This is a genomic window from Pseudomonas sp. FG35, from assembly GCF_057809295.1.
Genome location: NZ_JBMDJR010000002.1, coordinates 46,113 through 58,778, shown reverse-complemented (window position 1 = coordinate 58,778; position 12,666 = coordinate 46,113). Strand labels below are relative to the sequence as shown.

The window sequence follows — 12,666 nt, the reverse complement described above, 5'->3', positions numbered from 1 at the left end:
CCGGCCGCAAAGGAGCCGGACGGGTTTACTCGTTACCAGTACCGGGGGCGAGGCCAACCAGTTGTTGATTCTGCCATTCGGCATAAGTCTGGCCAGTGCCATCTACGATCCAGGCCTTTCTGCCATTGGAAGAGCGCCCCGACACAACGGCGGCCGCCGCACTCGGACTTCTGAAAGCGTAATCATCGGTAAATCGCAAGTGGTTGGGGCCGTCAGCCGTTAAGACTCCTTCGAACACCAATTGCTTGAACAACGACTCGTAGCCACCCGATACACCGCTCCACTGAGCTCGCGCCTGCGAGCCTTTGAGCACGAAGAACTCGCCGTCAATTTCCTGCGCATAGGCCACACCGCCTTCCTTCGGAACCGCACTACGGAAGCGCGGCGAATGTTGAATAGCAGAGGCATCTGATTCCACTACTGGCGACGAAGGCTTGATCAACTCACGCAGGAAATCGAAACCCAGAACCGGCAATACGGTGCGGATCTGTTCGAGGAAAAAGGCCATGTCAGCTCGGTCGGGCTCAGGCAGCCCCACGTATTCGTGAGCGGTGCCATTTGCCAACAAGCTACGACCAGCGCTAATCGCTACGCCGATCAGCTTGCTTTCCAGATATTTCACATGGGCTTTGGTGAGGTTTTGATCTTTGCTGGTGATCAGACACACCCGCTCCCAAAAATCCTTACCACCCTGCTCTTCGAGGCGATTGTGCTGTTTAAGGCGCTGAGCCACATCATCGGATTCGCCGACATAAACGCGGGTGCGCAGATTGTCGTCTGGGTCAGGGCCGACCAGAAAGTACACACCAGTGCGTGCGCATTCGGGGCGCTGTACCAGTTCGGCGAGTTTGGAGCGCGGGCCAGTTAGCACATGGCCCGTCCAGTTCATGATCTCGGCGGTGAGCAGGCCGTTGGGTGTGCCATCCACCAGGAACAGACGCAGGCTACGGCCCTGGTTCATACCGCCTCCCGCAGGTCGATCTGGCCGGTGACGGCTGCGGTGATCAGGGCGGAGCGGCGCTCCTTGAGCAGGTCGATGCTGCGCTCGGTCTTTAGTTGAACCTTCTCCAAACGCTGGACATGGGTTCGTATGTGCCCGGTAATCTCAAGTTGTTCACGTACTGGAGGGAAAGCAAAACGATACTGACGGAATTTCTCGGCCGGCAGATGCGCAATGGTGGCTTTGGAGTCCGACTCCTCAAAAACACCTCCCACTTTGGCAGCCATCAAAGCGAAGAAGAAAAACTCCGCTGTATCTGTTTCGTCATTACGAGGGCGTAACCGATGCAGCGCCTTCTGGTAGCCAATCACATCACTTTCACCTCGCCAGATTGCAGCGCGCCCGACATCGCCACCCTCGCACACAAGGAGATCACCTGCGCGCACGGTGTAACGCGATAGCTCATTTGGATAGATGTCCATTTCCGGCAAAACCTCAGTATTCACCGCATCCCACTGCACATCCTGATTACGCAGATACGGCATCAGGCTGGTGCTCGTGATCCGCTTCTCATCCAGCATTTTCCCCAGCTCGACCGAGTAGCGAAAACTGAGTTTGCAGACAGCCCAATGCTCCGGTATCTCCCCCATCCACTCCACACCAGAGTCTTTCATCTTCACGCTGGGGTCGAGGCCCTTGGTGACGTCATGGGTGATCAGCGCCTGGCGCTTTTCGCGCAGCAGTTCGATAAATCGAGTTTTCTTTTCAATCAGCGCGTCGATGCGGGCGCTTTCGCGGTCGAGGTACTGCACAATATGCTCGCGTTCGCTAACTGGTGGCACTGGCATTAACGTATCGGCAAGGTAATCCTGCTCAATACTTTCAACCGTTGCACCCTGTTTTAGCCAGACCTTCAATAGATCGTCATTCAGTCCCTGTACCCAGCGCATGAAGAACCGTGCGGACAAATAGTCCGAGTCCAGCCAGATTGCTTTCATGTCCTGATTCAGCGCGACAGAAACATCATTGATGGCGACCGGGATCGTGTGTTTAAGAATTCCAGAGCGCACTACCATAAGCACTCGCTCTGCCGGCACCACCGAGGAGCTGCTTCCTGACAGTCCTGCTGCAGTGATGCACTCTTCGGCTCCTGTAATGAACTCAGATTTCATGTCCTTCGGCGACACCCAGGGAATATCACCATTCCAAAAATCTGGGTTGTCACGGGAGGGTGTTCCGCCGCCAGAAAAACGGGCCATATGTTTAAGCCTACGTAACTGCCAATGCGCCGGCACCTGCCCCAACCACTCCACCCCGGAGCCCTTGTAGGCTGGATAAGGCTTATAATGGCTCATGCCGTTACCTCGCCCAGCAGCGCGGCAATTTGGGCCTCCACCGCCTTTAGATTGGCATCGATCTCGGCCAACGGACGCGGAGGCTGGTAGACGTAGAAGTAGCGGTTGAAGTTGATCTCGTAGCCGACGATACCGACTTGGCCGTCCTTCGCATCCGTCTTGCCGATATCGATCCAGGCATCCGGCACATGGGGCAGTACTTCACGGGCGAAGTAGGCGTCAATGCTCTGGCTAAGCGGTACGTTCTCGAACTCGCGAAGGTCGGAGTCGGCCTGCAGGTTGCCCTTGTCATCCAGAACCGGCTGGGCATTGGCATCGCGCTCGCCGAAGCAGGCCAGCGCGGCTTTTAGTGCACCCTTGCCGAGCTTCTTAATGCCGGCCGCCTTGAGGAAGGCCGCCAGGTTGTCGAACTCGCCCTGTACGCCGGCAAAGGCATCGGCCAGATCGGCGCCCTTAGTGTTCTGGTAAGCGGCGAGCTTGTCCGGGGTAACCGAAAAGCGCAGGCGCAGCGGACGCTCGACGGTGATGCGGCGGTAGCCGAGGTCGGTGGTGGCGAAGATCTTGCTGTTCGCGCCTTCCTCGAAGGCCTCGTGCAGCTTGGCGATCTCGGCAACCTGCTCATCCGACAGATACTTGCGCTTGCTGCCCAGGCTCTTGCGCATGGGGGCGTGCATGGCGCTGGCATCGATCAGCTGCACCTTGCCCTTGCGTAGCGCGTCCTTGTGGTTGGACAACACCCAGATATAGGTGCCGATACCGGTGTTGTAAAACAGATCGGTGGGCAGGGCGATGATCACCTCCAGCCAGTCGTTCTCCAGAATCCAGCGGCGGATCTCCGACTCTCCGGAGCCGGCGCCGCCGTTGAACAGTGGCGAGCCAGACAGCACGATGCCGATGCGACTGCCACCCAGTTCGATCGGCTTGCGCTTGGACAGCAGATGCATCAGAAACAGCAGCGAGCCGTCCCCCACACGCGGCAGGCCTGGGCCAAAGCGGCCGGCGTAGCCCTGCTGGCTGTGTTCATCCTGCACCTGCTTCTGCACTTTCTCCCACTTGACCCCGAACGGAGGGTTGGCGAGACAGTAATCGAACTGCTCATGAGGCAACTGGTCGTTGGATAGGGTGTTGCCAAGCTTGATATTACGAGTCTCGAAGCCCTGAATCAGTTTGTCCGCCACCGAGATGGCGTAGGTCTCCGGGTTAAGTTCCTGAGCGTGGGGCACCAGGCGGGCATTGGGGTTCCACTCGGCCACCTGCTCAATGGCAGAAGACAGAAAGCCGCCGGTACCAGCGGCGCAATCGTACACTGTGCGCACCACACCCTCACCGTTGAGTGCCTGATGATCCGGGGCAAACACCAGGGTAGTGGCCAGCCGCACAACATCACGCGGAGTAAAGAACTCCCCCGCAGTGTCGTTGGCGGATTCGGCGAACTTGCGGATCAGGTGTTCGAACACCAGACCCATCTCATGGTTGCTGATGGTGGCTGGGTGCAGATCAATGCTGGCAAACTTCTGCGTCACTAAGTAAAGCAAATTGGCCTTGTCCAGCTGAACCAGCCAATCAGAGAAGGCGAAATGCTCGAACACTTGGCGGGCGTTGGCGGAAAACTTGGCGATGTAGTCCTCCAGATTGGCCCGTGTGCTGGTGGAGCCGACGCTGGCCAGAGAGAACTGCGAAACGTTAAAAAATGTAGCGCCCGCCGAGGTCGGCAGGATCAAATCCATGTCCACACCGCTGGCCTTCATCGCCGCATACTGGCTGAGCACCTTGTCACGAGTCGGCTCCAGGACGCACTCCAGTCGACGCAGCAAGGTGAAGGGCAAGATGATACGGCCGTAGATGGACTGTTTGAAATCGCCGCGCAGCACATCGGCCACGCTCCAGATAAAATCGGCGAGGTTTTGCTGGTTCAAGCTGCTGTTCCTTAATTTGTCGGTAAGGAAGGCGAGTAACGCCTCCCTGCGAGCTATCTTGATCAATGCCGAACCTTAACCGGTTGGATAGCTCAGGGCCAGTAAGAGAAACAGACTAAAGTGTTGATTTGCCCATTCAATTAGGGGTCACGCAGATATTAGACATTTTTGCCACATCGTCACCTGCAATGCAGATCAGGCTAATCCACATTCTACTTTGCTGGCCGGCTCGACCCTGCGGTATTCCAAAAGTTATTCCAAAGAAAATTAAAACCGTGTCTTTCCTTTTATTTTCAGATAGATAAGACACCATTTCAAATTACCCCGGCCCACCAACTATCAACAACAAGGCCCCCAGCGCGGGCCTTGTCGCATTTGCCGCTCAGTATCCGAATGATGCCTCCACCAACGTCCTAGGAAATTTCCCGCAACCCGCGTCGACTTCCATGAACTGGTTCAAGATGCTTCCAAACGCTAGTCTTCGCGCTCCGCTGCAACCCGGCAGATGGTTTACCAAAGGGATTCGCCGGGAGCCTGAAACCATGGAGCCTCGTCATGAAAAAAGACACCCCAAGCCTGCCTGATCAAACACCGTCTCACGAGTCCGAATCGAAAGAACCGGCTGTGCTTGCCCAGCCTCAGGAATACGTGAGAAAGCCGCGTCGAACCCTGCCGTTCAACGAGATTTTCTCCGTGCGCACCGATGTGGACACGGCCACCCTGCTGACCCATGCCTGTGAAACCCTGGCGGCGCTCAACATGATGACGGCGAACATCGCCGATGATTTCACAGGCTCTCAGCGCAGCCGGTTGCTGGCGATCCGGCAGCTGTCGATCATGACCGAAATGCTGGTCAATCGCGCCGTGGAGAACCTTGATCCAGTGAATCTGGTGCCTCGTACGACGGCGCCTGTCGTGCACTGAAAAACGACCGCTCGTCGATGACGCAAGTTGTTCATCGACATGAACTTTTCTTCACCCCGGCGGCGGTGATGGCCGTGTACATTGGCCTCGCTCATTCAAGAAACTACGGTTCGCCCGCGCTCCTGCGGGCTTTTTTTCGCCTGCGTTTTGCCTGGCAGGCGATAGACGCAGGTGTCTTGCTCACCGTGCCGTTCCGATTGCCGGGCCCCTGGGTGGATCCTGATCAACACAAACCCGACAGCCTCGGCCAAACGCCGGCTTCGCGCATTGGCAGAGGACGCCGTCAGGTAAAAGGTGAATTCAGGAAGGTTGTTGAGCAGGTGCGTGAGGGCGGCGCGCATGTAGCCCTTGCCCGATTGCTCGGTGTTGGCCCAGTAACCCACGACGTAGCGGTTGCGCGAGCGGGGCTTGAGTCCGATGCAACCGATCAGCGCTTGCCCGTCCTCGGTCACGATCAGCCATCGTCGCTCGCCGGTTTCACTGTTGAACTCTTTTCGGGCCTTCAGCAGAAACTCGAGCGCCTGCTCCGCGTTGGTGTACTCACGCGGCCAGGGCAGAAATTCCGAATGATCGAGGTAGCTGGCGTTCAGCGCCTGCTGAAACAACGAGTAAAACGCCGGATCCGCCGGTATCAGTCGCAGCGACCGCTCCCCCGCCTTGAATGCCCATTCCATCATGTCCTCCTTGAACGACGAATCTCATAACCTGATGTGCAGTGAATCAGGGAAATTTATAGTGCTCTGCGTTCGGCGATCCAGTTGTGTTTTCCGTCCGGCCGGACAATTCTGTCAATCATTCCCTGCTTCCGGAGCACCCGATGCCGCTGCTGACCCTGCCCTGTCAACGCCTGACGCTCGCGGTACTCGACCCGGATCAAGCGCCGCTGGAAAGCGCGTTCTACCAGCGCAATCAACGTCACCTCGCGCCGTGGTCGCCGATTCGTACCACCGATTACTTTTCCACTGAACAGATCCGCCGACGCCTTGAAATACAGGCTAGTGCCTTCGAAGCCGGGCTGGCGGTGCATATGGCGTTGCTGACTCCGGACGGCGAGCAGATGATCGGGGCCTGCAATTTCAGCGGGATCATCCGCGGTGCGTTTCAGGCGTGTTATCTGGGTTATCACATCGACGAGGCGCATCAGGGCAAGGGGTTGATGCAGGAAGCGCTGGAGGCGGCCATCGCCTATATGTTCGAGACCCAGAACCTGCACCGGATCATGGCCAACTACATTCCCGGCAATGAACGCAGCGCCCGGTTGCTGGAACGCCTCGGGTTCGAGCGTGAAGGCTATGCCAAGGCGTACCTGAACATTGCCGGGCGCTGGCAGGATCATGTGCTGACGGCGCGGGTCAATCCGCGTTTCGAAACGTCGGAGCAACGCTGGTCGCGACCGCTGTCCTGACGTTCACAAATTATTAAGGAATGGCCGCGTAAGCTCGGGTTTCCGCTCACTTCCGGTTGCCTGAACCCATGTCGCGTGCCGCCTCTTCCCTGCTTCTGCTTGCCGCCCTGCTGTTCTTTTTCGCCCTCGGCAGCCATCAACTGCAAGGTTCCACCGAGGCCCGGGTTGCGGGCATTGCGATGGAAATGCAACTGGACAACGACTGGGTGACACCGCGCCTGTTTGGCGAACCTTTTCTGGAAAAACCGCCCCTGAGCCTGTGGCTGGACGCCGGCGCCCTGCGGGTTTTCGGCGTCTCGCCCTGGGCGGTGCGACTGGCGTCGGCGGTGGCCGGTTTGCTCAGCGTGATGCTGCTGTATGCAATGCTGCGTCGCTTCGATCGCCCGAAGGCCATCGCCTGGACGGCGGGGATTCTGCTGGCGACCATGGCCAGTTACTGGAGCAACGTACGCGGCGTCGGCGAGGATGCGTTGCTAGCACTTGGCGTGACCACGGCACTGTTGGCGTTTTTTCAGGCGCAGCGAGCACCGACTCCAGGCAATTCGTTGCTGTTTGTAGCCGGGATCGCCATCGCCACGCTGAGCAAAGGCGTGCTCGGGCTGGCGATGCCGGGCGTGGTGATCTTTGCTTTTCTGCTGGCCGACAACCTGATGGACAAGCGCTTCAAGCTGACGGATTGGCTGCGTCCGGGTTTGCTGACCCTTGTCGGCCTGATCCCGCTGATGATCTGGCTCGCGGTGCTTTATCAGCACGGCGGCGCCCAGGCAGTCAGAGAAGTCTTGCTGACCAACAGCGTCGGACGTTTCAGCGGATCTTTCGTCGAAGCCGGGCACTACGAGCCGTTTTACTACTACCTCGCCAAGCTGCCGCAGGCGTTCCTGCCCTGGAACATTCTGGTGTATCTGGGCCTTTGGCATTTTCGCAAGGAGCTGAAGGCCAACCGTTACCTGCTGTTTTTCAGCCTGTGGATCATCGCGCAGTTCATCCTGCTGACCCTGGCCTCGAGCAAACGCACGGTGTACCTGATGTCGATGACACCCGCAGCGGCAGTGATCGCAGCGGAATATGCGGGCGTGCTGTTCGACAGGTTGAAGGATCACAAGAATGGTTTTGTCGGACGAATCGCCCGTCATCGTCAGACACTGGCGGCGGGGATACTGACGGTTGTCATCGCGAGCTATTTAGGCGCCGCGCAATGGGCACTGCCGAACGCCGATAAACACCTGTCGTTCCTGCCGCTGACCGAACACATTCAGTCGCTGCAAGCGAGCGGCAGTCAGGTCGCACTGTTTCAAGCCAACGAACGGGTCGGCGGCGCCAGCGTGTTCTATACCCAGAGCGTCCTCAAGGGCCTGGATACCGATGCGCAGCTCCGGGAGTTTCTCAGTGCATCGCCCTCGCACATCGCCGTGATGTCGGGAGACAGCGAACCCGCCGCACCGCTGAAAGTCCACAAGACCATGATGGTCGGGCGCCAGGCGTATTACTTCGTGGGCTATTGAAGCCACGACAGCACAAACGAAAAACCCGCCGGTGATGGCGGGTTTTTCATTTCAGCAGCGAGGACTCAGAGAGAAACCTCAGGCTGTGCGCCGAACACCTTCCGCTCTCGCTTGCTCAACACCGGCAACTCCAGACGAGCCCGCCCGTAGAACGCCAGCGCCGTCAGCAAACACGCCAGCCACACGAAGATGCCGGCCCAGAACGTGTGGGACATGTAGTGCCAGCCCTGTAGGACTCGCGTAGTGCCGTAGACAAAACCGAGCAGCAACGAGCCCCACAACAACGCGCTGGAGAAACGCCACTGATAACGACGCGCCACGAAATACAGCGCCAGCATAGTGAAACCACCCGAGGCATGGCCGCCCGGCCAGCAACGCCCTTCACCCGCTTCGTGGAACAGCTGGAAATTGTTGTACCACTCGATGTGCGGCATCTTTCCGCCGTACAGCGTGGTCTCGATCGGGCAGTAGACGCTGGTGTGTGCCTTGAGGAAATGGATCACCCCGGTGCAGACCGCGAAAGCCACCACCACAAACAGAAAATCCCTACGGTGCTCGGCGGCAAAGCGCAGTACCGGTGCGACTTTGCTGCGCTCGAGAAAACCACCCAGACGCGGATGCTTTTGCGGTTTCAGCAGCGGCCAGACAAACGACAACATCGCGCCGATCAAGGCGATTTCCGCCGTCCAGTTCGGAATGATCCGCGCCCACTTGTGGGTCAGTTTTTCGAAGAAGTGGACCTTGTCGAGCGGGAACGTGTGGGTCAGCGGATCGAACAGCAAATTGCTGAAAGCGATGTCGATGTTGGTCATGTCGAACATCAGAAAAACCACGGCCGCGCAGAGCAGCGGGATGCCGAAGTTGTAAGCGTAAAAGCGGGATTTCATCGGGTGGTCACCGTGCGCCAGTCGGAGGCTTCAATGAAGCCGAGCATTTGTGGGGCCGCCGGGCTGGCGGCGGAAACAAACAGCGACGCGCCGTACCCGAGGGTCGAGGCCGGCACCTTGAGGTCTTTTTCCAGCTGCGCCATGCATTCGCTGTGGGTCACCAGAATCAGGTTGCGTCCCGGGACTTTGTGCGCGAGCGCGTCCTGCAGCATCCGGCCCTTGCAACTGATCAGCCAGTCTTCGCCGGTCGCCGCCTTGTTGAACATGTAGCCGGCGGTCTGCACCGTGCGCACCATCGGGCTGTTGTAGACGTCGGCCTTGTCCAGGCCCAACTGCTCGAACTGCGCGCCGACGCTCACCGCGACACTGCGCGAGCGATCCGTAATGCCATCGTGGCCGCTCAGGCAAGCGGCTTTCGAGTGGTCGCAGCGCTCGACGTGGCGCACCAGCACGATGATGTCGCCCTTGTTCCAGCCCTCTTTCAACGCCTGCGCCCCGGCCACATTGCCGTGGGCAAGGTCCGGCACCGCCGCCGGGGCGAGCAGCCAGAGGGTCAGCGGAATGACCAGCACCGAGGCCGCCAATACCACCCAGGTGTTTCGAAAACGGGCCAGACCGCTCAGATCAATCGAGCGCTTGACGCCGAACAGACTCAGTCTCAATTCCACAAAAAGCCGCCATCACGTGTCATTCGATGCGGCGAGGTTAAAGAGCGCGGCGTGGGCAGCCAGTGAAACTCATGTGAAAAAAGTCTTGGAGGCGCTTGTTACAAATTCCGTAGGACAAAAACCTTTCAGCTCTCGGATTTGCGGCCGATACAGTCCTGCTTACACCCTTGCTGGCGCAAAAAAACAACAATCTTCCAGCCTGACCGACGATCAAGACGCACAACGTTTTTCTGGAGGATTTTTGATGAATAGCTGGTTCGGCAACATCAGCGTTAACCTGAAACTGGGGCTCGGATTCGGCCTCGTCCTGGCCCTGACCTGCATCCTGGCGCTCACCGGCTGGACCAGCCTGGGCGGCCTGATTGACCGCAGCAACTGGATGAGCGACATCACCCAGCTCAACGCCGGCCTGACCAAACTGCGCGTGGTGCGCCTGCAATACATGCTGACCAACGGCGACGAAACCGCCGCGCAGAACGTGCAGACCACCCTCGACGGGTTCGCCGCCCAACAGCAGAAGCTGATCAGCAGCTTCAAGAGCCCGGAAAACGTCAAACTGCTCAAGGAGCAGGCGGCGACCATCGCCGAGTACCAGACGTCCCTGAACAAAATGCGTAACGCCTACCGCACCGGCAACACGGCGCGCGACACCATGGGCGCCAATGCCGAGACCGCCTACAACCTGATCCAGTCGATCAGCACTCGCGTCCAGCAGATGGAGATGAGCGAACAGCGTTTCGAGCAGTTCCAGGCCGTCACCGCCGCCAAGGAAGCGTTCATCCTGGCGCGCTACGAAGTGCGCGGCTACACCGCCACCGCCAACGCCGAGACCGAGCAGAAAGCCGTCGGCCAACTGGACGTGGCCATTGTCAGCCTCAAGCCACTGAACGTGCATTTCGCCAGTTCGCAGCAGGACGCCCTGCGTCAGCTGGAAACCGCATTGACCAACTACCGCAGCGCCTTGCAGGCCTTCAAGAACGCCAACACCGATGCGGTGCAGGCGCGCAAGGAAATGACCGATCAGGGCAACCTGATCGTATCGCTGAGCGAGCAGCTGTATCAGATCCAGCTCGATCGCCGTGATGCAGAAAGCACCCAGGCCCGCACCCTGCAACTGATCAGCACCCTGCTGGCGTTGCTGGTCGGCATCATCGCTGCCTTCATCATCACCCGTCAGATCACCCGTCCGCTGCAGGAAACCATGGCTGTGGTCGACCGCATCGCCAGCGGCGACCTGAGCCAGAACGTGATCGTCACCCGCCGCGACGAACTCGGCGTGCTGCAACAAGGCATCGCGCGCATGGGCGTGACCCTGCGCGACCTGATCAGCGGCATCCGCGACGGCGTGACCCAGATCGCCAGCGCCGCCGAAGAACTGTCGGCCGTGACCGAACAGACCAGCGCCGGCGTGAACAGCCAGAAGGTCGAGACCGATCAGGTCGCCACCGCCATGCACGAAATGACTGCCACCGTGCAGGAAGTCGCGCGCAACGCCGAAGAAGCCTCGCAAGCTGCAGCCGCCGCTGACGGCGAAGCCCGCGAAGGCGACAAAGTGGTGAACGAAGCCATCGCCCAGATCGAGCGTCTGGCCAGCGAAGTGGTGCGTTCCACCGAAGCCATGAGCGTGCTGCAACAGGAAAGCGACAAGATCGGCAGCGTCATGGACGTGATCAAGGCTGTGGCCGAACAGACCAACCTGCTGGCCCTCAACGCTGCCATCGAAGCCGCCCGTGCCGGTGAAGCCGGTCGCGGTTTTGCCGTGGTTGCCGACGAAGTCCGTGGCCTGGCCCAGCGCACGCAGAAATCCACCGAGGAAATCGAAGGCCTGGTGGCCGGTCTGCAGAACGGCACGCAGCAAGTGGCCGCCGTGATGAACAACAGCCGCGCCCTGACCGACAGCAGCGTGGCCCTGACCCGCAAGGCCGGCGACTCGCTGGAAAACATCACCCGCACGGTGTCGAACATCCAGTCGATGAACCAGCAGATCGCCGCAGCCGCCGAACAGCAGAGCGCCGTGGCTGAAGAAATCAGCCGCAGCATCATCAACGTCCGTGACGTGTCGGAACAGACCGCGGCGGCGAGTGATGAGACCGCCAAATCCAGCGTTGAACTGGCGCGGTTGGGTGGGCAGTTGCAGCAGATGGTGAGCCACTTCCGCGTGTAAACCCTGCACACGAAAACCGAAGTACAAAGAAGGGCAGCTGAAAAGCTGCCCTTCTTTTTTGCCCGGAAATTGCCATTTTCAGGAATTGGATGACGCGCTCGGAAACGCAATTACACACGGTTGGCGATGGGTGTTTAAGGACACGCCGTGATACGTCCCGAAGCCCACAAAACCTTGCGCCGTTGCCTACGGCTACGCCAGAATCCGCCGGCTTGTGCGCCTTGGGCTGGCTGCGTAATTTGATTGCGTCACTGATTTCCAGTGATCGAGCTTAGCGGCTCGGAATGTCCCCCAACGGTTGCACATGTCGAATCCAGTCAGGCGCAAGCCTGCACTTGATGGTGGCTGTGCGCATGGCACCTTCGGGTGCGCCGGGTTTTGGGTGACTTACCGGTCCGCTAACTTGCGCACAGCTGCCACCCTTTTGCTTAGCGGCGAAAAGGTGCGGCCTCAACCAAGAGGTAAATCACCCATGTTCAAGGTAACGCCAAACCCACCGCTCACCGAACCCACAACCCTCCCGGATCCAACATCCCCCTACGAATGCCCCGGCTCGAAACGCTTCAACGAAGCCGCCGAACGCGCCCTCAATTATCATCTGGGCCCCATCACCGCCCACATCATGGCCGCGCCCTACAAACCCAACACTCTCTATCAGACTCACCCCGAAGCCGACACCGAATCCCTGCTGGTGGACGCCAGCGAATCCCTCGGCTCCGCCACCGTCATGCTCAACAATCATGTAGCGCTGGTCGAGGGCAGCCACCGCAAGACCCTGCAAGGCATCGCCCAGATCGTGATGATCGCCGAACTGGCCGTTAACCGGGCGCTGGACAAGGTCGTGCCGACGGATTGATGCGAGAGATGGCGAGTGCGGTGCACTCGCCATTTTTTTGAGCGGTGTT

The 12,666-nt window shown here is 59.1% G+C and carries 11 protein-coding genes and 1 pseudogene; 6 read left to right on the top strand and 6 right to left on the bottom strand.

The annotated features are described in order from the left end of the window. Positions 1-25: 25 nt before the first annotated feature. Genes ACODTD_RS04350 through ACODTD_RS04340 form a run of 3 tightly spaced genes read right to left on the bottom strand, consistent with a single transcriptional unit; the run spans position 26 to position 4,211 of the window. Positions 26-961, bottom strand: coding sequence for a GIY-YIG nuclease family protein (locus ACODTD_RS04350; RefSeq protein WP_489104551.1), 936 nt, complete (start codon positions 959-961; stop codon positions 26-28). Further along, positions 958-2,295: a restriction endonuclease subunit S gene (locus ACODTD_RS04345; protein ID WP_489104550.1), complete on the bottom strand. Its 1,338-nt coding sequence runs from the start codon at positions 2,293-2,295 to the stop codon at positions 958-960. The genes ACODTD_RS04350 and ACODTD_RS04345 overlap by 4 nt, the downstream gene beginning before the upstream one ends. Further along, positions 2,292-4,211: a type I restriction-modification system subunit M gene (locus ACODTD_RS04340; RefSeq protein WP_489104549.1), complete on the bottom strand. Its 1,920-nt coding sequence runs from the start codon at positions 4,209-4,211 to the stop codon at positions 2,292-2,294. Before ACODTD_RS04340 ends, ACODTD_RS04345 begins: the two co-directional genes overlap by 4 nt. A gap of 555 nt (positions 4,212-4,766) precedes the next feature. On the opposite strand from ACODTD_RS04340, the gene ACODTD_RS04335 reads away from it, so the two are divergent. Further along, positions 4,767-5,135 carry a DUF6124 family protein gene (locus ACODTD_RS04335; protein ID WP_221615020.1) on the top strand — a complete coding sequence of 123 codons (369 nt, stop codon included), beginning with the start codon at positions 4,767-4,769 and terminating at the stop codon, positions 5,133-5,135. Between the two features lie 95 nt (positions 5,136-5,230). On the opposite strand, the gene ACODTD_RS04330 is transcribed toward ACODTD_RS04335, so the two are convergent. Beyond that, a complete protein-coding gene (locus ACODTD_RS04330; protein ID WP_489104548.1) occupies positions 5,231-5,809 on the bottom strand; it encodes a GNAT family N-acetyltransferase in 579 nt (192 codons plus the stop codon). Positions 5,810-5,952: 143 nt separating this feature from the next. Between ACODTD_RS04330 and rimJ the strand changes: the two genes are divergently transcribed. Both rimJ and ACODTD_RS04320 read left to right on the top strand, forming a co-directional pair. Continuing rightward, positions 5,953-6,540 (top strand): ribosomal protein S5-alanine N-acetyltransferase, encoded by a 588-nt coding sequence (gene rimJ / locus ACODTD_RS04325; protein ID WP_074691948.1) that lies wholly within the window; start codon positions 5,953-5,955, stop codon positions 6,538-6,540. Between the two features lie 68 nt (positions 6,541-6,608). After that, entirely contained in the window at positions 6,609-8,042 is a 1,434-nt protein-coding gene (locus ACODTD_RS04320; protein WP_489104547.1) for an ArnT family glycosyltransferase, read from the top strand. A 65-nt stretch (positions 8,043-8,107) separates the two neighbouring features. Here the strand turns inward: ACODTD_RS04320 and ACODTD_RS04315 are convergent, their stop codons facing one another. Both ACODTD_RS04315 and pmrG read right to left on the bottom strand, forming a co-directional pair. Beyond that, positions 8,108-8,929 (bottom strand): phosphatase PAP2 family protein, encoded by an 822-nt coding sequence (locus ACODTD_RS04315; protein ID WP_489104546.1) that lies wholly within the window; start codon positions 8,927-8,929, stop codon positions 8,108-8,110. Then, entirely contained in the window at positions 8,926-9,597 is a 672-nt protein-coding gene (pmrG, locus tag ACODTD_RS04310; protein ID WP_489104545.1) for a lipopolysaccharide core heptose(II)-phosphate phosphatase PmrG, read from the bottom strand. Before pmrG ends, ACODTD_RS04315 begins: the two co-directional genes overlap by 4 nt. Between pmrG and ACODTD_RS04305 the strand changes: the two are divergent. The 3 genes and pseudogenes from ACODTD_RS04305 to ACODTD_RS04295 form a co-directional block, all read left to right on the top strand. Further along, positions 9,491-10,903, top strand: a pseudogene (locus ACODTD_RS04305) (methyl-accepting chemotaxis protein); the annotation flags it as partial. The gene pmrG and the pseudogene ACODTD_RS04305 sit on opposite strands and share 107 nt — an antisense overlap. Then, positions 10,898-11,761 (top strand): methyl-accepting chemotaxis protein, encoded by an 864-nt coding sequence (locus ACODTD_RS04300; protein WP_371857340.1) that lies wholly within the window; start codon positions 10,898-10,900, stop codon positions 11,759-11,761. The pseudogene ACODTD_RS04305 and the gene ACODTD_RS04300, both read left to right, overlap by 6 nt. 472 nt (positions 11,762-12,233) lie before the next feature. Continuing rightward, positions 12,234-12,617, top strand: a complete 384-nt coding sequence (locus tag ACODTD_RS04295) for a DUF6124 family protein (RefSeq protein WP_201818931.1) — start codon at positions 12,234-12,236, stop codon at positions 12,615-12,617. Positions 12,618-12,666: the final 49 nt, after the last annotated feature.

What these genes read in the sequence shown, in the direction of transcription:
- ACODTD_RS04345 (WP_489104550.1), bottom strand. Translation starts at nt 2,295, where the DNA reads ATGAGCCATTATAAGCCTTATCCAGCCTACAAGGGCTCCGGGGTGGAG.
- ACODTD_RS04295 (WP_201818931.1), top strand. Translation starts at nt 12,234, where the DNA reads ATGTTCAAGGTAACGCCAAACCCACCGCTCACCGAACCCACAACCCTC.
- ACODTD_RS04335 (WP_221615020.1), top strand. Translation starts at nt 4,767, where the DNA reads ATGAAAAAAGACACCCCAAGCCTGCCTGATCAAACACCGTCTCACGAG.
- ACODTD_RS04320 (WP_489104547.1), top strand. Translation starts at nt 6,609, where the DNA reads ATGTCGCGTGCCGCCTCTTCCCTGCTTCTGCTTGCCGCCCTGCTGTTC.
- ACODTD_RS04350 (WP_489104551.1), bottom strand. Translation starts at nt 961, where the DNA reads ATGAACCAGGGCCGTAGCCTGCGTCTGTTCCTGGTGGATGGCACACCC.
- ACODTD_RS04330 (WP_489104548.1), bottom strand. Translation starts at nt 5,809, where the DNA reads ATGGAATGGGCATTCAAGGCGGGGGAGCGGTCGCTGCGACTGATACCG.
- ACODTD_RS04315 (WP_489104546.1), bottom strand. Translation starts at nt 8,929, where the DNA reads ATGAAATCCCGCTTTTACGCTTACAACTTCGGCATCCCGCTGCTCTGC.
- ACODTD_RS04300 (WP_371857340.1), top strand. Translation starts at nt 10,898, where the DNA reads ATGGGCGTGACCCTGCGCGACCTGATCAGCGGCATCCGCGACGGCGTG.
- rimJ (WP_074691948.1), top strand. Translation starts at nt 5,953, where the DNA reads ATGCCGCTGCTGACCCTGCCCTGTCAACGCCTGACGCTCGCGGTACTC.